Here is an 18,128-nt window from a genome sequence, read left to right on the forward strand (position 1 = left end):
GGAAAGCTAATTGAGAGACTCCTTGGCAAGTTGTGAGGAGTTATCGTAGTTGAATTCTTTATCTGCGGCATCCGTCCGCTCCTGAACCGATGAATCGACTTTCCCCCTTGCTGGCTGCTCTCGCCCTCGCCCCTGTGACATTGCAAGCAAGTGACATCGGGTGGCCGGACGGAACGCTTTTCACCGCTCCTTTCGGTCCCGGCGGGACATGGAATCTCTACAAGGTGGTCAGCACGCCGATGACGTGGACGGAGGCCCAGTCAGCGGCGGAGCGAAGTGTGGATCCGCTGGGCAAGACCGGGAAGCCGGGGCATCTGGTGTGCATCAGCGGCGCGGCCGAGAACATGTTCGTCTATCAGAAAGTGGAGGGGCGCTGGATCTGGGCGGGGCTGACCGACAGCGAGAAGCGCGGTGGAAAGGAAGCGGGCAGTGATCGCAACGGCGGCTGGCATTGGGTGACCGGGGAGCCCTACACCTTTCAATTGTGGCGGAGCAGTGAGCCGAATGAATATCACGCGACGGGGGAGGATGGCGTGGCGGTCGGGCATGCCGGCCGCTGGCTGGACATGTCGATTGGCGCGGATGGCCAGATGGAGACCAAGAATCCCTCGATGATCGAATGGGAAACCCGGTCGCCGGGGCCGGTGCCGGGAGCCCTCAAGATCGAGCCGGTGCTGCCGAAGAAGTGGGCGGTCGATCTTTCCGCGTGGAAGGGAGAGTCGATCGGTGAAGGGGCATGGACGGTGATGAGCACATTGGACCTCGATGCCTCGAGCATTTGGACGGTGGTCCAAGGCTTGCAGGAAGCGATGCCTGCCGAGACGACGGCTTACCACATCGCGTGGATGAATTATCGAGTGGAACCGCCGAGCAAAAAGACCGCGGGCGGCTGGATGGAGATTCCCAACAACCCGCGGTTTCCGATGCAGATGGGGCCTTGCGCGGCGCTGCACGTGGCGAAGGTGAAACTGGACAAGCCGGAGACGTGGAGCGTCAACGTTCACTGCGATGATTACGTCGCGATCCGCTTTCCCGGCCACAAGTGGAAGTCGGCGAGCGGGCTCGGGGGCATCGATCCATTGGATGCCGAGACGATCTACCAAGAGTGTGGGACGGGCGATGGCAACGTGATCGGCGTGATCGACTTGCCTGCGGGAGAAAGCACGGTGGAGGTGCTGTTAGGTAGTTCACAGTATGATGCGATGATCCAGATGCTCACCGCTCCGGGCGAGCATGCGATGGATGGCTCCACCGATCAGTGGCGCAAGCCGGGCCATACGGCCAAGGGGACGGTCGCGTGGCCGGGCGTGAGCAGCAAGGGGTGGTCGGTCATTCGCAAGAACCTGCCCGCGGGTGGCAAGCTGATGGAGAAGCTCATGGACGGTATGGCCTTGCCCGAGAGCGCGCCCACGGTGACGGCGGAAGGGGTGGAGAAGATCAACTACATCGACTCCGGGGCACCGAGCGACATCAAGTTTCCGAATCCGGTGGAGTTGCCCGGCGACGAGCCCGGCGGGCAGGACCAGTTCGTGGTGATGGCGCAGGCGGAGCTGGTGATTCCGCGCGATGGCACCTATCAGATTGGCATTAACTCGGACAACCGCTGCGCCCTGCGGATCGCGGATCAGAAGTGGAAGCGCACGATGCGTGACCAGACGTATCACGTGAAGATCGAGGGGGACACGATGCATTCCGAGGAGCCGGAGACTATGGGTATGGCCGGCCAATTCGTCGGGGAGATCGAGTTGAAGAAGGGCAGCTACACGATCGAGGCGTTTTACGTGAACGTGAAGGGGCCGACCGTGCTGTCGGTCTTTGGCGCGCTGGCTGGCTTTCCACCGCGGCTACTGGCGAAGGATGGCGGCAGGATCGAGCCTGATGTTTCCGGATTGCCGCTGGTGAAGCCGGTGATCGTGCCTGCGCCGGAGAGGTGACCTCGATATCGGAGCCTATTTGTCTAACATTTCCCCCTTCAGCCTGAATTTATGAAACGACTTTTTGTGTTATTGGCGGGGCTGATCATGGCTCCATTGTCCGCCCACGCCGCTTGGCCGGATGGGACACTGTTCACCGCACCTTTCGGGCCCGGCGGGACTTGGAATCTCTACAAGACGGTGAGCACACCGATGACGTGGGTAGATGCCGAGGCGGCGGCGGAGCGGAGCGTGGATCCGCTCGGGAAGACTGGAAAGCCGGGGCATCTGGTGTGCATCGGGAGTGCGGCGGAGAACATGTTCGTTCGCCAGAAGGTGGATGGTGGCTGTATCTGGATGGGGTTGACTGATAGCGAGAAGCGCGGAGGAAAGGAGGCTCACGATAATCCAAAGGGTGGCTGGCGTTGGCTGACGGGAGAGCCGATCACCTACGCGGCATGGCGCAGCATGGAGCCGAATGACGCCGGGACCGGCGAGGATGCGGTGGCGATGGAATCGGCCGGGCGGTGGGGCGACTGGCCGGACGGGTCCAATGGATTCGCTGAATGGCGGCATTCCTCGATGATCGAGTGGGAGACTCGTTCGGCCGAGCCGGTTGCGGGGGCGATCAAGATCGAGCGGGTGTTGCCGGAGAAGTGGGCGGTGGATTTCTCGAAGAGGGAGCCTATCGGCGGCGAGGGTCCGTGGTCGGTGGTTAGCGTCTTGGAGCTGAATACCATGTCCATCTGGAACGTGGTGAAGGATCTTCAGCAGCGGATGGAGATCCACGGCAACTTCATGCGGATGGAGCGGATGAACTATCACATCGAGCACGGCAGTTTTTTTGCGGGGGGCTGGGTGGAGATTAAGGACAATCCGCAGTTTCCCATGAGGACGAACCTTTGTGCGGCACTGCATGTGGCGAAGGTGAAGCTCGAAAAACCGGGGACGTGGAGCATCAACGTTCACGCTGACGATTACTTCGCGGTGCGGTTTCCCGGTCACAAGTGGAAGTCGGTGAGCGGTCTCGGCGGGATCGATCCGTTAGACCCGGAAACGATGTATTTCGAATGCGAGTCCGGCGATGGGAATGCGATCGGGGTGATCGACTTGCCGGCTGGCGAGAGCACGGTGGAGGTGATGTTGGCCAATCGCCTGCACGATGGGATGATCCAGGTGCTGGCCGCGCCCGGCGACCACACGATGGACGGCTCGACGGACCAATGGCGTGTGATGGGTCACAAGGCGGCGGGTGACTTGGCCTGGCCCGGCGTGAGCAGCAAAGGGTGGACAGTGATCCGGAAAGACCTGCCGGCAGGAGCCAAGCCGATGGACCTGCTGAAGGATGGGATGACGCTTCCCGAGAGCGCGCCAGCGGTGACGGCGGAAGGGGTGGAGAAGATCAACTACACCGACTCCGATGGTGCGAGTGAGCCCAAGTTCCCGAATCCATCGGAGCTTCCCGGTGACAAGCCGGGGTCGCAGAACCAATTCGTGGTGATGGCCCAGGCGGAGCTGGTGATCCCGCGCGATGGCCTTTATCACATCGGCATTTGTTCGGACAACCGCGCGGCCCTCCGCATTGCGGACCAGCAGTGGTTGCGCTTCGTGCGCGATAACAGCTACAAGGGGAAGATCGAAGGGGACACGATCCATACCGAGGATGCCGATACGATCGGGAACTACGGGATGCTGTTCAGCGAGGTCGAGCTGAAGAAGGGGGCCTACACGATCGAGGTCTTCTACATGAACCGGGACGTGCCGTGCACGCTGTCGGTGTTCGGAGCGCCGGCGGGATATGCGCCGCGGTTGCTGGCGAAGGATGGCGGCAAGATCGAGCCGGACATCGATGGGATGCCGCTGGTGATGCCTGTTGCTTCGAAGTGAAATTCTTATTCGCCTGTTAGCCCATGAATCGACTTCTCCCCCTCATCGCGACTCTCGTCGCGGCTCCCGCTTCCTTGCATGCGGCGTGGCCGAACGGCACGTTTTTCACCGCACCGTACGGTCCCGGCGGGACGTGGAACCTCTACAAGACGGTAGACACGACGATGACGTGGACGGAGGCGCAGTCGATGGCGGAGCGTAGCGTGGATCCGTTGGGGAAGACGGGGAAGCCGGGGCATCTCGTGTGCATCGGCAGCGCGGCGGAGAACATGTTCGTCTATCAGAAGGTGCTGGGGCACTACATTTGGCTCGGGATGAGCGACAATGAGAAGTACGGTGGAAAGGAAGCGGGCAGTGATCGAACGAAGGGTTGGCATTGGGTGACGGGCGAACCGGTCACTTTTCAGGCGTGGCGAAGCATGGAGCCGAACGAGTATTTGCCGACGGGAGAGGATGCCGTGGCGATCGAAAGTTCGGGCCGCTGGGGAGACTGGGCAATCGGATCGGACGGGCAGCAGATGGATTTCCGGAATGCCTCGATGATCGAGTGGGAAACCCGCTCTCCCGGGCCGGTCCCGGGAGCGGAGAGGATCCGGCGAGTATTGCCAGCGAAGTGGCGGGTCGATTTATCGAACAACGAGAGGAATGGTCCGGGGGATGGCCCATGGACCGTGATGAGCGTCCTCGGAATCCAGTCATTCAGTATCTGGACCGCGGTGATGGATCTACAGGTCAGGATGTCGTTGCTCAAGGATTCCACCCGTCGCTGCCAGCGGGTCAACTATCACGTCGAGTATGGCATCTCCCTTGCCGGCGGTTGGACGGAGGTCAAGGATCACCCGGATTTTCCCATGGTGAAGGATACCTGTGCGGCGCTGCACGTGGCCAAGGTGAAACTCGACAAGCCGGGGACATGGAGCATCAATGTCCACGGCGATGACTACTACGCGGTCCGCTTTCCGGGCCACAAGTGGAAGTCGGTGAGTGGTCTCGGAGGAATCGATCCGCTCGACCCGGAAACGATGTATTTCGAGAGCGAGTCGGGCGATGGCAATTCGATCGGGGTGATCGATTTGCCGGCCGGCGAAAGCACGATTGAAGTGTTGCTGGTGAACCGCACTGCAGATGGGATGATTCAAGTGCTCGCGGCGCCGGGGGAGCACGTGCTCGATGGCTCGACCGACCAGTGGCGCGATCCCGGCCACAAGGCGGCGGGAGATCTTGCGTGGCCCGGCATCGGCAGCAAGGGATGGACGGTCATTCGCAAGGATCTGCCAGCCGGTGCCAAGCCGATGGAGAGCCTGCAGGATGCGATGGGGCTTCCCGCCAGTGCTCCATCGGTGACTGCCGAGAATGTGGAGAAGCTCAACTACATCGACTCGGATGGTGCGAGCGACATCAAGTTTTCCAACCCGGTGGAAGTACCCGGCGACAGGCCGGGGGCACAGGACCAGTTCATGGTGATGGCGCAGGCGGAACTCGTGATCCCACGAGACGGGCTCTATCAGATTGGCATTTACTCGGACAGCAAGGCTGCCCTACGGATCGCGGATCAGAAGTGGCTGCGCTTCGTCCGCGACAACACCTACAAGGGGAAGCTCGAAGGAGACACGATACACGTCGAGGACGAGGATCGAAACGGCAACTACGGGATGCTGTTCGGCGAGGTGGAGCTCAAGAAGGGCAGCTATACGATCGAGGCACTTTACGTGAATCTCAAAAGCCCGTGTGCGCTGTCGGTATTCGGTGCTCCGGCGGGGTATGCGCCGAGGCTGCTGGCGAAGGATGGCGGCAAGATCGAGCCGGACATCGATGGCATGCCGCTGGTGATGCCAGCGGCTGCGAAGTGATGGGATCTACTGAAGACTGAAGCTCGAGGATCTCACTTGGGCGGAGCTGCTGCCGGTCATGAGGGTGAAGGTTCCCGGGTCCAGGCGGTAGGTTCCATTTGGCATCCAGTAGCCTAGGTCCTTTGAGGGGATCTCGAAGTCGACGGTGACGGTTTTGCCGGCGGGAACAGAGACGCGCTTGAAAGCTTTCAGTTCCTTGATGGGGCGGGTGACGAAGGCGACGTCATCCTGGATGTAGGCTTGAACGACTTCGTCGCCGTCGCGTTCGCCCTGGTTGGTGACCGAGACCTTGAAGCGAACGGTTCCATCATGAGGGATGGTACGCTTGTCTAACAGCGGGGGAGAGATTTGGAAACTCGTGTAGCTGAGGCCGTGGCCGAAGGGCCAGAGCGGGCTATTCTTGATGTCGGTGTATTTGGACGTCCACTTGTCGCCCTCGACGAGGGGACGGGAGGTCGGGGTGGAATTGTAGGTTAGCGGGATTTGTCCGACGCTGCGGGGGAAGGTGACGGGGAGCTTGCCAGCCGGGTTCACGTCGCCAAAGAGGACATCGGCGATGCCGGGGCCGGCCATGGTGCCGCCGTGCCAGGCGAGCAGGATGGCGGGGCAGGTCTCTGCCAGCCAGCCGACGGTGAGCGGGCGGCCGGTCATGAGAACCACGGCGTAGGGCTTGCCGAGGGCGCTGACCTTTTGCACGAGATCGAGCTGCTGTTGGGGAAGATCGATCGAACTCCGCGAAGTTGCTTCGCCGGTCATGTCGCCGTTTTCACCGACGACGACGATGATGTAGTCGGCGTCCTTCGCTTCATCGACCCCGTCGGATGGCTTGCGGAAGCTGAAGCCGGAAGATGAGCCTGCAGGAGTGTAGATCACAGTGCCGTTGTTGCCGAGGCGCTGGCGGACGGCTTCGACGAGTGTGACCGAGTCTTCAGCGTGGCCATCGCCGGTCCAGCTTCCCATTTGACTGAGCTTGTCATTCGCGAGCGCGCCGAGGATGGCGATTTTCTTGGCGGCCGGTGGGATGGGAAGGGTCTGGTTGTTGTTCTTCAGGAGGACGCAGGACTTCGCCGCGGCTTCGCGCGCGAGCTTGAGGTGATCGGGGTGAAGGATGGCTTCCTTTTCACGGGCAGGGTCGCCGTAGGGCTTGTCGAAGAGGCCGAGCGAGAACTTCATGCGGAGCACGCGGCGGACGGCATTGTCGACCAGCTTGAGGTCGTCGGCGTTGTCGATCAGGCCTTGAGCCTGCATCATGCAGCTGCCCCAGATTTCCACGTCGAGGCCCGAGCGGAGCGCGATCTGCCCAGCCTCATCCCAACTCGGGGCGACGCGGTGATTCACGAGCTGACCGATGGCGTCGTAGTCCGAGACGACGATGCCTTCGAAGCCCCACTCCTTGCGCAGCACGTCCTGAAGCAGCCAGGGATTCGAAGTGGCCGGGACGCCATCGATGGCGCTGAAGGAGGGCATGATGGAACCAGCACCGGCCTTGAGGCCGGCGAGGAAGGGCGGGAAATGGGTTTCGCGAAGGGCTCTCAGCGAGACGTCGGCGAAGTTGTAGTCGCGACCGCCTTCGGCTTCACCGGAGCCGGCGAAGTGCTTCAGGCAGGCCATCATGCGGTCGGGGGCGGAGATGTCCTTTCCCTGGAAGCCGTGGACTCGTGCGGCGGTGAAGGCGGAACTCAGGACCGGGTCCTCGCCGGAGCCTTCGACGATGCGGCCCCAGCGGGGATCGCGGGCGATGTCCGCCACGGGGGCGAAGGTCCAGGAGACATTTGCGGCGCGGGATTCCTTGGCGGCTACGGCGGCGCAGCGTTCGGCCAGGTCAGGATCCCAGCTCGCTGCTTCGCCCAGTGGCACGGGAAAGATGGTGCGGTAGCCGTGGACGACGTCGAATGCGAAGACGAGGGGGATCTTGTGGCGGGTGGAGAGGGCGGCCCTTTGCATCTCGCTGGTCGGGCCGGTACCGCGGACATTGAAGGTGCCGCCCAGGACGCCAGCTTGGGCGAGCGCCATGTGCTGGGGCTTCCAGCCGCCGCCAGCGTGGCCGTCGACGAGGCGGAGCTGGCCGAGTTTTTCCTCAAGCGTGAGCTTCGAGAGGATGGCTTCGATGCGTTGCCCGGTCTCGTCCGCGCGCGCCGTGTGAAAGGCGGTTAGGAGCAGCGACAGCGTGAGACAGAACGGACGGGTCATGTCATCATGACATGTGAGCCCGCGGCGGGTGTCAATGTCCCTCGGGTTTACCCGTGTGTCACATTTTGTCAGTCGAAACGCAGCCGCAGGAACAGGCGGTCGCCCAAGGCTGGGCGGGCCACCCGGGCGCGGAGGGTTTCCTGCGTTTCCGTTTCGCCGATGACTTCAAGCGGGACATCGGTCCAAGGCCCGAACTGGTCGCCGGACTCGGCGTGATAGCTGACGTCATTGCGTCCCTTCGGGCGGGTGAAGGTGATGGTGAGGTGAGTGGCGTCCAGCGAGAAGGCGGGAGGGGCGGTGAAGCTGTTAGGATCGGTGCCGAGGGCGTATTCGGCGAGGTTGTCGAGGCCGTCGTGGTCGGCGTCGTCTTCTGGATCGGTCTCACCGGCGAGGATTTGGGCGGCGGTGAACTGCTGCGTTTTCCACAGCGAGTAGATCATGCCATTGATCGCGAGGGTGCCGTTGGCAGTGCCTTGATAGTTCGTGTCGTTCACGGTGGCCACGACGGCGTAGCTGCCGATGGCGGAGGGCGCGGTGGCAGATCCATCGTAGGTGAAGGTCGCCGTAAGGCCTGCGGGGCTGGTGGTGGCGGTCGCTGCTTTCGGGGTGCCATCGTAATCGTGGGACAGGTCGCCGAGGGTGACGGTGGCGGTGGCCTTGCCAATGATGAGGGTGTCGCTCGCGTTGCCCTGATAGTTCGTGTCGCTGATGCTTGCGGCGACGGCGTAGCTGCCGGCGTTTGAAGGAGCACCCGGAGAGCCATCGTAGGTGAACGAGACCGAGAGGCCGAGTGGCGAGGTGGTGGCGGTGGCACTCTTTGGAGAGCCGTTGTAGGTGGGTGTAAGGCTGCCGAGTGTGACGGTGGCGGTCGCTTTGCCGATGACGAGGGTGCCATTCGCGGTGCCCTGGTAGTTCGTATCGTTGATGCTCGCGGCGACCGCGTAGCTACCGGCGTTCGATGGAACAATCGGAGAGCTATCGTAGGTGAACGAGACCGTGAGTCCGGCTGGCGTGGTGGTGGCGGAGGCACTCTTAGGAGAGCCGTTGTAGGTGGTCGTCAGGCTGCCGAGGGTGATGGTGGCGGTAGCCTTGGCGATGATGAGGGTGCCGGTGGCGCTACCTTGGTAATTGGGATTGGTGATGGTGGCTTCGACGGCGTAGCTGCCGGCATTTGTCGGGACGGTGGAGGAGCCATTGTAGGTCACTGAGACGGCAAGGCCCGGTGGTGAGGTCGTGACGCTGGCTGCCTTTGGCGTGCCATCGTAGGTCGGTGTGAGATTGCCGAGGGTGACGGTGGCGGTGGTCGGATTGACCGTCACGCTGGCGGTATTCGAGATGCTGCCGGAGGTGGCGGTGACGACATAGGGGCCCCCGGCGGTGGTGGCGCTGAAGAGACCGGAGCCATTGATGGTGCCTCCGCCGCTGACGGACCACGTGAAAGATGGCGGCTGAGTCGCCATGGCGGTGCCGAATTGATCGAGCAAGGAGGCTCCGAAGGCCTGGGTGCCACCGACGGCCAGGCTTGCTGTGGCGGGAGAGACGGCGATAGACGATGCGGTCTGAACCACGCGGACGTGGACGGAACTGCTGGTGGTGAGGCCTTGGGCATCTTGAACGGCGACGGTCACGAGGTAGTCGCCGGTCGCATCGAAGTTCGCGAGGGTGGTCTTTGCCGCGTTGGTGCCGTTGGTTTGGAAGAAGACCGAGACTGGACCGGTGCTGCTCCAGGTGTAGTGGAGCGCGGGTTCGCCTCCATCGTCGCTGGCGGCCACGGTGAAGGTGGTGCCGGTGCCGCGAAGGATCTGATAGACGGTGGTGTCAGGGTCGGTGACGGCTTCGATAGACGAGCTGCTGGCTGCGGTGGTGATGGCCGGTGCCTGGTTCGTGATATTGCCGCCGCCGATCAGCGAGATGGTATCGACATACCAGCCCGGGCTGGAGGTGCCGGTGTCGGTGGCGAGCCGCCAACGAAGGCGCAGGCTCTTGCCGGCGAACTTCGCGTTGTCGGTGAAATTGACGAGCGTGTTGACGAAGCTGCCGCTGTTGCCGGACCACGCGCTGGTTCCTTCGAACTCGCTGCGGTCGCTCGGTTTGCCAGTGCCGCCGATGGTGCTGTTGTAGCCATTGCTGGCGAAGCTGAGGCCGGAGCTGGCGGAGGTGACTTCAAACCAGGTGCCTCCGTTGATCGAGAATTCCAGTTTTCCGCCATCGCGTGCCGACTGGAGGTTGTAACTGTGCCAGAAGCCCAGCTGCATGTTGCTGGCATTGGCTGGGATGGAGATGGACGGGGAGGTGAGGGCGACGGTGGACTTCGTTGAAGGGGCGGGGGCAAAATACGAGGTTGTCGGGGAATGGCTGTTAGAGGTGACGAGCGACCATGCATTGCTGCCGGTGGTCGCTTGTGAGGTCCAGCCGGTGACGGTGCCGTCGAAGCTTTCGGCAAACAGGGCGCCGACGACGGCGAAGCCATTCGAGAGCGTGGCGGTTTCAAGATCGGGATTGGTCGCCACTACATTCCATGTGCCCGGTGCGGCACCGGTGAGGTTTACCTGGCAGCGCAGTGATTCGCCGATCAGCTGCTCGCCGGTGGCCTGGATGTCGGTCTGGCCGGAGCGGGTCAGCTTGATCGCGGTGCCCGCTTCGAAGCCGGTGCCTGTTAGATCCATGGTGATGGTTCCGGGCAAGGCACTCGCCGGTGTGACGGTGGCGATGGAAAGTGGCGGTGGTGGCGGGACCACTGCGGCCGCGCCATTCAGTAACAGCGAGTAGTTCTGGTTGCCATTGGTCAGCGTGCCGGAGAACGAGACCACGGCTTGCCAAGTGCCGGCGGCGCCGGGCGAGGGGATGAGGACTTGCTCGACGTTGTCGGTGTTGTTGATGCCGGTGGTCGCGGCGGAATCCATCGACGCTTGAGTCCATGTGCCGACGAAGGGCATGACCCAGGGGAAGAACTCCGAACCGGTCGGCGAGACCAGCTTGAGGTTCAGGTTATTGACCAGCCGCGGGCTGCGGAGGTCGGAGGTGGTGGTCGCGGTGCCGGCGGGATCGGTCCAGCAGAGGGTGGCGCGGATGGGCGAGGTGCCGTCCCAGACGAAGGACTGGGTGCGGACGACGGTGCTGGTGGTGACCTGGTTTTCCGTGACGCGATGCTTTTCGGGGAAGCTGGAATGGTCAGTGAGAAGGTCCGCGGCGGCCTTCACGTTCAGGAGGCCCCAGCCGTATTTGTAGTCGGGGCCGGGATTGCCTCGATCATCGGCGGTGTGGATCAAGAGGCCTTTCAGGGTGCTGGCGCGCATCGCTCCGCCGGGGAAGAGATTGCCGTAGAGTTGGATCAGCAAGGCGGCGGAACCGGTTGCGTTCGGGGTGGCCATGCTGGTGCCACTATAAGTGCCGTAGCTCGTGTTGCTGGCATTCAGGCATGAGTAGAGGGCTTCACCATTGGCGACCACGTCCGGCTTGATGCGGCCGTCGTCGGTGGGACCGAAGGAGCTGAACGAGCTTGGCGTCGCCTTCGAGACATCGCGGACGCCGCCGGTCACGGCATCAAGGGTCGATCCGACGGTGAGGATGTTCTTTGCCAGGGCATCGAAGGAAATGCACTCGAAGCCGCCGCGATACTGGCCGTCACCGCTTGGGTGCAGGGCGGGATCGAACGAGACCACCGAGCCGCCGCCGGGAGAGAGGGTCACCCGATCTCCGGTGACGGGGTTGTCTTCGCGCTCATTGCCCGCGGCACGGAACTCCAGGTAGTAGGGGGCGTTGAACGACAGCGCATCCTGATCGCGCGCATAGGTATTGTAGCGGCCGAAGTCCTGCTCGAAGCCGGTGGCGGTGGTGCCATCACCCCACCACTCCCAATCCTGGTTGGCTGCGCCCACCCAATTCCAGCCGCTGATGTAGCCGTAGCTGTGGTTGGAGAGATAGATGCGGGTGGCCTGCTGGCCTGGGGCGGTGGCGCCGCGGGCGGTCATTTCGGTGACGTCGCTGTTCCAGTCGTAGCTGTCGATGGTCGCCTGCGGGGCCATGCCCTTGGCATTTGCCACGACGCCGGCGGCGGCCAGGGTGCCGCCGACGTGGGTCGCGTGGTCGATGGATCCCGCGCCGTCCTTCACGATCACCCGGCCGCCGAATTCCTGGTGGGTGCTGCGTGCCGAGCCGCCGTCCCAGAGGCCGATGGTGATGCCGCTTCCCTGGACCGCGTAGGTGTCCCGCACCAGATTCGCGCCGGTGGAGATCGCGGCGTTGACGTTCTGGGTGGTGAAATAGACCGGCTTTTCGCCATCGAAGTCGGCGAGCTCCTCGATGGTCCCGTTCCGGCGTGTGACGCGGAGGGGCAGGCCCCGCTGCTGGGCCTTTGCCTGGGCGGCTTGGCGGCGCTGGCCGTCCGCGACTTTCAGGCGGTCCACAATGCGCTGGCGGGAGGCCGGGTCATTGAGGCTGGCGCCGGGTTCAGCGAGGAGATCGGCCAGACGTTCTTGGGAAGCCGCGGGAAGGGTGGCAGCCAGAAGCACCGCCAAGGGGAGGATGCGGGTGAGGTTCATCCGGAGGAGAGCATTGGAAATTTCATTTCAAAGGTCAATCCACCGCTAATGAGGCGACTCGGGACTTGGCAGCCCGGCAATCCCGCGTACCGATCAGCCCGTGGGTGCCGGAACCATTCAAGACCCGTCGTATGTCCGCGAGGCCTTCGCGCGCATCGCCGACCGCTATGTGACGACGAATCACGTGCTCAGCCTAGGCACGGATATCCTGTGGCGGCGGAAGGTGGCGCGGATCGTGCGTTCATGGCAGCCGCGGCGGGTGCTCGATGTGGCGACCGGCACCGGGGATCTGGCGCTTGAGATGCAGGATGCTTGTCCGGACGTGGAGGTGACCGGTAGTGACTTTTGCGCGGAGATGCTAGCGCATGCGAGCCGGCGGGGACTGGCGCGGACGCTGGTGGCGGATGCGCTGGCGCTGCCGTTTCGGGATGGGGAGTTTGATGTGGTGACGGTGGCCTTCGGGCTGCGGAACATGGCCGACTATGCTGCGGCGATTCGTGAGATGCGGCGGGTGCTGCGGCCGGGTGGGCATCTTGTGGTGCTCGATTTCTCTTTGCCGGAAGGTGTGATGAGGAAGCCCTATCGCTGGTATCTGCACAATGTCCTGCCGAAGATGGCGGGCTACCTGACGGGGCAGAAGGATGCGTATGAATACCTCGGTGGCTCGATTGAGGAGTTCCCGATGGGGAAGGAGATGTGCGGGCTGATTGATGCGCAGGGTTTCCGAGGGGCGGATGCGCGGCCGCTGTGCTGTGGGGTGGCCTCGATCTATACGGCGGAGGCGGTTTGAAGTGCGTTCGCATACCTATTCCCCATCCCGATAATACCGTGGCAAACCTGAACAAATTCGCTTAGCCTCTGAGGGATGAAACCTGAAACCAAAGTTGTCGCCATCATCTTTGGATACTGCGCCATCCTGTGGGTGACAAACTGGTCGCTCAGCCATGAGTATGCGCGGGAGGTGGGACATACTGCGTCGTCCCTCGATCTGAGAGGACTGGGCGCTTTATTCGGGTTTGTTTCCTCGATTGTTCTCGCCCGTCGAATCTGGCAGGTTTGGCGTGTTATCCTCGATGCGCGGGTCAGGGTACCGAAGTCGGCGCGATTGTGGGGGGACTGGGGTTACCTGTGGCTGCTCCTTCCTCTCCTCATCCATACGGACTTTCATTCGAATGGATCGGCGGAGGACGGCGCGGACGTTCACACCGTCTTCGAGTATGGAAGTTCGGCGGCTTCGTTTCTTCTCTCCGGCCTCGCGATCATGCTGTTCCAGCTTTTGGTCAGACTGGAGGCGTTCAATCCGGAGAACAGGAACGCAGAGCAAGCCGAGACAGGTCATCGCCTGCCGGTCACCTAAGGCCGATGCTGGCTCAAGCGGCCACGCTATGCTTGACGCAGATGCGCTACTGCTTCCGCGAGATCTGCGGGCGTGACTTGATCGCTGAGGTAGGCGTCGCCGGGGGCGCGGAGGAGGACGAAGCGGATCTTGCCGGCTTCGAACTTCTTGTCGCGGCTGAGTTTCTCTAACACTCGCTCGGTGGAGATGGCGTGATCGAGGACGAGAGGGAGTTGGAACTTCTCTAACAGGGCGAGGATTTCCTGTGAGGCGGCGGGGGCAAGGCCGGCGTGTTTTTCGGAGAGGTGGAGGGCGGCGCGGAGGCCGAGGGAGATGGCTTCGCCATGGAGCATGTCGCCGTAGGGGACGGCGGCTTCGATGCCGTGGCCGATGGTGTGGCCGAGATTGAGCAAGGCGCGGAGGCCCTTGGTCTCGTGTTCGTCGGCTTCGACGATGCGGGCCTTGATGGCGATGTTCCGGGAGATGAGGTCGGCAGGGACTTCACGGGTGGCGGGATCGAGTGCGGCGATCTCGGCGAGCATGGCACCGTCGCGGATGGCGGCGTGCTTGATGACTTCGGCGAAGCCCTCGCGGTATTCGCGGCCGGGCAGGGTGGCGAGCACGGCGGGATCGACGATGACGAGCCGCGGCTGGTGGAAGGCACCGAGGAGGTTCTTGCCCTCCGGCAGGTTCACACCGGTCTTGCCGCCGACGGAGGAGTCGACCTGGGCGACGATGGTGGTGGGGATTTGGACGAAGGGAATGCCGCGGTAGAAGATGGCGGCAACGAAGCCGGCGAGGTCGCCGACGACTCCACCGCCGAGGGCGATGACGAAGGAACGGCGGTCGTGGCCGGCGGCGGCGAGGGAGGAGCAGAGGACCTCGGCCTGGGCCATCGACTTCGAGGCTTCGCCGGCGGGGAGAGTGTGGAGGGTGGGGGCGAAGCCTCCGGCGATGAGTGCCTCGGTGAGGGCGGCGGCGTGGAAGTGGCCGACCGTTTCATCGGTGATGATGGCGGCTTTTCCGGAGAGGCCGGCGGAGCGGAGGGCATCGCCCGCGCGGGCGAGCAGGCCATTTTCCACGCGGACTTCGTAAGACCGCTCTCCCAGATCGACATACACGCTCGGCATGCGGCGGAGCATGGGAGGCGGGGGGAGAGGGAGGCAAGCCCGGTAGGTAGCGGATGTAGTCAGTATGACTACCGGCGGAGGCGGTGCCAGCTGGCGGTGTCGGGGTGGAGGAGCGTATCAAGGGGGCGGCCGGCGAGGTCGTGGTGGGTGATGACGTGCTCTAGCAGGAGGAGGGAGGCGACGGCGTCGTAGAGGGCATCGTGCCAACGGCCGCCGGGGTGGTGGGTTTCGAGGACGTGGGCGAGGCCGCGGCTTTCGCAGAGGGCGGAGAGCGAGTGGTCCGGGAGGTCCGGCCAGGCGGCACGGGAGAGGAGGAGGGTATCGACCCACGGACCGAAACCGTGGCCGGGGAAGGCGCGGAGGAAGCGCTTTTCGGTGCCCTTGCCGTGGGCGACGACGACGGCCCCGGCGAGGTGCTTTTTCATCTGCGGCCAGAGGGAGAGCAGGGCCGGGGCACCATGGAGGTCCTCATCCCGGATGCCGTGGACCTTGCGGGCGGACCAGGTGATGGGGGCGTCACTGGCGAGGTAGGACATGAAGCGCTCGCCGTGGCCATCGGCGGCGGACCAGGTGGCGAGGCCGACCTGCACCGGGACATCCGTGCGGCCGCGGGCGGCACCGGCCGACTCGAAGTCGATGGCGGCAAAACGGCAGTCCCCGATGGTCACGGGGGAAGGGCAGCACGGGGGCGGGCGGGTTGGCGATGGGAAAAGCATCGGATGGGGGCTTGCCAAGGGGGGCCCGGTGGCGAAAGTTCCGGCGCTCCTGAATGGCGGAACGCCGCACACCCCTTTGGCTCTGGCCGAATTTGCTCAGCTTGGACGCACCGATCGTCGCGGTGGTGTGGCTGGGGATGTTTGCCCGGGTGTGGCTTGGTTACCTGGAATGGCAAAGCTATCTCGCGCTGGGACTGGCGGTCTGGGTGATCTATGTGGTGGACCGCATTCTCGACGTGAAACTGCTGCACGCGGATGACCCGCGGCTGGGACCGCGGCACGCCTTCGTGAAGCGGAATCAGAAGAAGCTCGGCTGGCTGGCGGTGGCGGCGGGGCTGGGCTGCGTGTTCATGGCGTTCTTCGTGTTGCCGTCGCGCCTGATCGGTCTTCCCACGGAAATCGGTTACCTGCTGCCAGCCGGGATCCTGACCTTCGTGTTCTTTTCGATGAATCTGGCATCTGCCGGAAATCCGGAGATCCCGCACCTGCGGAACCTGCTGGCCGGGGTGACCTTCTCCTTCGGCACGGCGATGCTGGCGCACATGCACATCGGCTCGGAGGGGGTCTTCCACCTGCTGCAGTCGCGGGAGATGCTGTGCTTCGCGCTGCTGTGCGCGGTGAACATTTCGGCGATTCACTTCTGGGAGCAATCGCGGCAATCGCGCGACGAGGACTTCAAGGCGGCGCATGAGCTGGCGCTGACCCTGCCGCTCGGGGTTCTCGGGGCGGCGTGCATTCTCTCTGCGGGGATGGACGAGGAAACGACCGGACGGCCGTTTTTCTATGCGGTGCTGATTTCGGCGGCGCTGCTGTTCATCCTGAACCGCCAGCGGGAGCGCTTCTCGATGGATGCGCTGCGGGTGCTGGCAGATGTGGCGCTGGTGGCACCGTTCCCGATTTTCTGGCTGCTTTCGAGTTCCAGATAGCGCTTGCGGCAGATTGCCGTGGGCCTTTATCTCACGCCTCTCATGTCGAAGGCACTCGATATCAAACGCCCTGCTTTCCTGATCCTCGGCGCGCCGGGGTCGGGCAAAGGAACCCAGGGGAAAATCCTCGGCTCGATCCCGCGCTTCTTCCACTGCGCGTGTGGCGATGTGTTCCGCTCCCTCGACACGCGCACGCCGATCGGCCGACGCTTCGTCGACTACTCGAGCCGTGGTGAGCTGGTGCCGGACGAGCTGACGATCGAGCTATGGAAGGCGCAGGTGGACAACTGGCGCGAGTCCCACGTTTACAAGCCGGACATCGATTTCCTGGTGCTGGATGGCATCCCGCGCAACGTGCCACAGGCGGAGATGATCTCGGAGTTCCTGCACATCCATCAGGTCTTCCACCTTTCCTGCCCGGATCGCGAGGAACTGGCGCGCCGCATGAGAAAGCGGGCGCTGAAGGACAACCGGATGGACGACGCGTCCGACCGCGTGATCCAGCAGCGGATCGCCACCTACGAGGGCGAGACCAAGCCGATCCTGGACTACTACTCGACCGCACTGGTGACGGACATCGATGCGACGCAGCCGCCGGTGAAGGTGCTGAATGACATCATTTCGAAGATCGTTTCGCTTCCGGCTTATCAGGAAGTGGCCAAGGTGGTGGCATGAGTTTGGCGGACGCGCGGGTGGTGTTTTTTGGCAGCGGGGAGATCGCGATTCCCGCGTTCCGCCGCTTGATTGCGGATGGGCCGCGGCCGTTGGCGCTGGTGACGCAGCCGGACAAGCCGGCGGGGCGGCATCGTGAGCTGACGCCGCCGCCGATCAAGCGGGTGGCTCTGGAGGCGGGGATTCCCGTGCTCCAGCCAGAGAGTGTGCGGGATGAGGCGAGTCTGGAGGAGCTGCGTGCCCTCGCACCGGATGTGATCGTGGTGATGGCCTACGGACAGATTTTGCCGAAGGCATTGATCGCCATTCCGCGGATTGCCTGCATCAACCTGCATGCGTCGATTTTGCCGCGGCATCGTGGGGCCTCCTGCTTGCAGGCGGCGATCGACGAAGGCGATGCCGAGACCGGGATCACGGTGATGCACGTGGTGCCGAAGCTGGATGCGGGCGACATCATTCACGCGGTGGCCACGCCGATCGGCGCGGAGGAAACCGGCGGCTCGCTGCATGACCGGATGGCGGAGGTGGCGGCGGAGGCCTTGGCCCAAGCGTTACCGGGGATTCTCGGCGGAACCGCTTCCCGGACGCCGCAAGACGGGGAACGGTCGACCTACGCGCCGAAGTTGGAGCGCGAGCACGGGCGGATCGACTGGACGTGGGATGCGGAGCGGCTCGCCCGGCGCATCCGCGCCTATGAGCCGTGGCCCGGGACCTGGACGAGCTTCGACGGCAAGCGGATCAAGATTTTCCCGGCGAGGGCCGGGTCGGGGGCTGCCGGTGAGCCGGGATCCCTGAGTGTGGTGGAGGGCGAGGTCCGGGTCGCCTGTGGCGAAGGATTTCTCGTGCTGGGCGAAGTCCAGCCGGACGGATCGCGGCGGATGCCGGCGCGGGATTGGGTGAAGGGGCTGCGGAGTTTGCCGGCTTTCGGGTAGGCAACGCTGGCGGCTTGTTTTTTCAGCATTTCGCC

12 protein-coding genes are annotated in these 18,128 nt (G+C 63.6%); 8 read left to right on the top strand and 4 right to left on the bottom strand.

The window, feature by feature from the left end; translation table 11 throughout:
• Window positions 1–89 precede the first annotated feature (89 nt).
• Genes WKV53_RS05980 through WKV53_RS05990 form a run of 3 tightly spaced genes read left to right on the top strand, consistent with a single transcriptional unit; the run spans window position 90 to window position 5,650 of the window.
• Window positions 90–1,934 carry a C-type lectin-like domain-containing protein gene (locus WKV53_RS05980; protein ID WP_341403448.1) on the top strand — a complete coding sequence of 615 codons (1,845 nt, stop codon included), beginning with the start codon at window positions 90–92 and terminating at the stop codon, window positions 1,932–1,934.
• Window positions 1,935–1,985: 51 nt separating this feature from the next.
• Complete coding sequence (locus WKV53_RS05985) at window positions 1,986–3,800, top strand: lectin-like protein (protein WP_341403449.1); 1,815 nt, start codon at window positions 1,986–1,988, stop codon at window positions 3,798–3,800.
• A gap of 23 nt (window positions 3,801–3,823) precedes the next feature.
• Window positions 3,824–5,650, top strand: coding sequence for a C-type lectin-like domain-containing protein (locus WKV53_RS05990; protein ID WP_341403450.1), 1,827 nt, complete (start codon window positions 3,824–3,826; stop codon window positions 5,648–5,650).
• Window positions 5,651–5,656: 6 nt separating this feature from the next.
• On the opposite strand, the gene WKV53_RS05995 is transcribed toward WKV53_RS05990, so the two are convergent.
• Complete coding sequence (locus tag WKV53_RS05995; protein ID WP_341403451.1) at window positions 5,657–7,840, bottom strand: glycoside hydrolase family 3 N-terminal domain-containing protein; 2,184 nt, start codon at window positions 7,838–7,840, stop codon at window positions 5,657–5,659.
• 68 nt (window positions 7,841–7,908) lie between these two features.
• Window positions 7,909–12,381: an MBG domain-containing protein gene (locus tag WKV53_RS06000; protein WP_341403452.1), complete on the bottom strand. Its 4,473-nt coding sequence runs from the start codon at window positions 12,379–12,381 to the stop codon at window positions 7,909–7,911.
• Window positions 12,382–12,481: 100 nt separating this feature from the next.
• On the opposite strand from WKV53_RS06000, the gene WKV53_RS06005 reads away from it, so the two are divergent.
• Window positions 12,482–13,171: a ubiquinone/menaquinone biosynthesis methyltransferase gene (locus tag WKV53_RS06005; protein WP_341403453.1), complete on the top strand. Its 690-nt coding sequence runs from the start codon at window positions 12,482–12,484 to the stop codon at window positions 13,169–13,171.
• 75 nt (window positions 13,172–13,246) lie between these two features.
• Complete coding sequence (locus WKV53_RS06010) at window positions 13,247–13,738, top strand: hypothetical protein (RefSeq protein WP_341403454.1); 492 nt, start codon at window positions 13,247–13,249, stop codon at window positions 13,736–13,738.
• 26 nt (window positions 13,739–13,764) lie between these two features.
• Here WKV53_RS06010 and aroB read toward each other — a convergent pair whose 3' ends face one another.
• On the bottom strand, window positions 13,765–14,859 hold the full coding sequence (aroB, locus tag WKV53_RS06015; RefSeq protein WP_341403455.1) for a 3-dehydroquinate synthase: 1,095 nt from the start codon (window positions 14,857–14,859) through the stop codon (window positions 13,765–13,767).
• A 56-nt stretch (window positions 14,860–14,915) separates the two neighbouring features.
• Complete coding sequence (locus WKV53_RS06020; protein WP_341403456.1) at window positions 14,916–15,515, bottom strand: 3'-5' exonuclease; 600 nt, start codon at window positions 15,513–15,515, stop codon at window positions 14,916–14,918.
• 149 nt (window positions 15,516–15,664) lie between these two features.
• Between WKV53_RS06020 and WKV53_RS06025 the strand changes: the two genes are divergently transcribed.
• The 3 genes from WKV53_RS06025 to fmt are packed head-to-tail and all read left to right on the top strand — an operon-like array spanning window position 15,665 to window position 18,093.
• Complete coding sequence (locus tag WKV53_RS06025; protein ID WP_341403457.1) at window positions 15,665–16,489, top strand: UbiA prenyltransferase family protein; 825 nt, start codon at window positions 15,665–15,667, stop codon at window positions 16,487–16,489.
• A 42-nt stretch (window positions 16,490–16,531) separates the two neighbouring features.
• On the top strand, window positions 16,532–17,164 hold the full coding sequence (locus WKV53_RS06030; RefSeq protein ID WP_341403458.1) for an adenylate kinase family protein: 633 nt from the start codon (window positions 16,532–16,534) through the stop codon (window positions 17,162–17,164).
• On the top strand, window positions 17,161–18,093 hold the full coding sequence (gene fmt / locus WKV53_RS06035) for a methionyl-tRNA formyltransferase (protein ID WP_341403459.1): 933 nt from the start codon (window positions 17,161–17,163) through the stop codon (window positions 18,091–18,093). Before WKV53_RS06030 ends, fmt begins: the two co-directional genes overlap by 4 nt.
• Window positions 18,094–18,128: the final 35 nt, after the last annotated feature.

The sequence above is a fragment of the Luteolibacter sp. Y139 genome, from assembly GCF_038066715.1.
In the GTDB taxonomy this organism is placed as follows: Bacteria; Verrucomicrobiota; Verrucomicrobiia; order Verrucomicrobiales; family Akkermansiaceae; genus Haloferula; species Haloferula soli.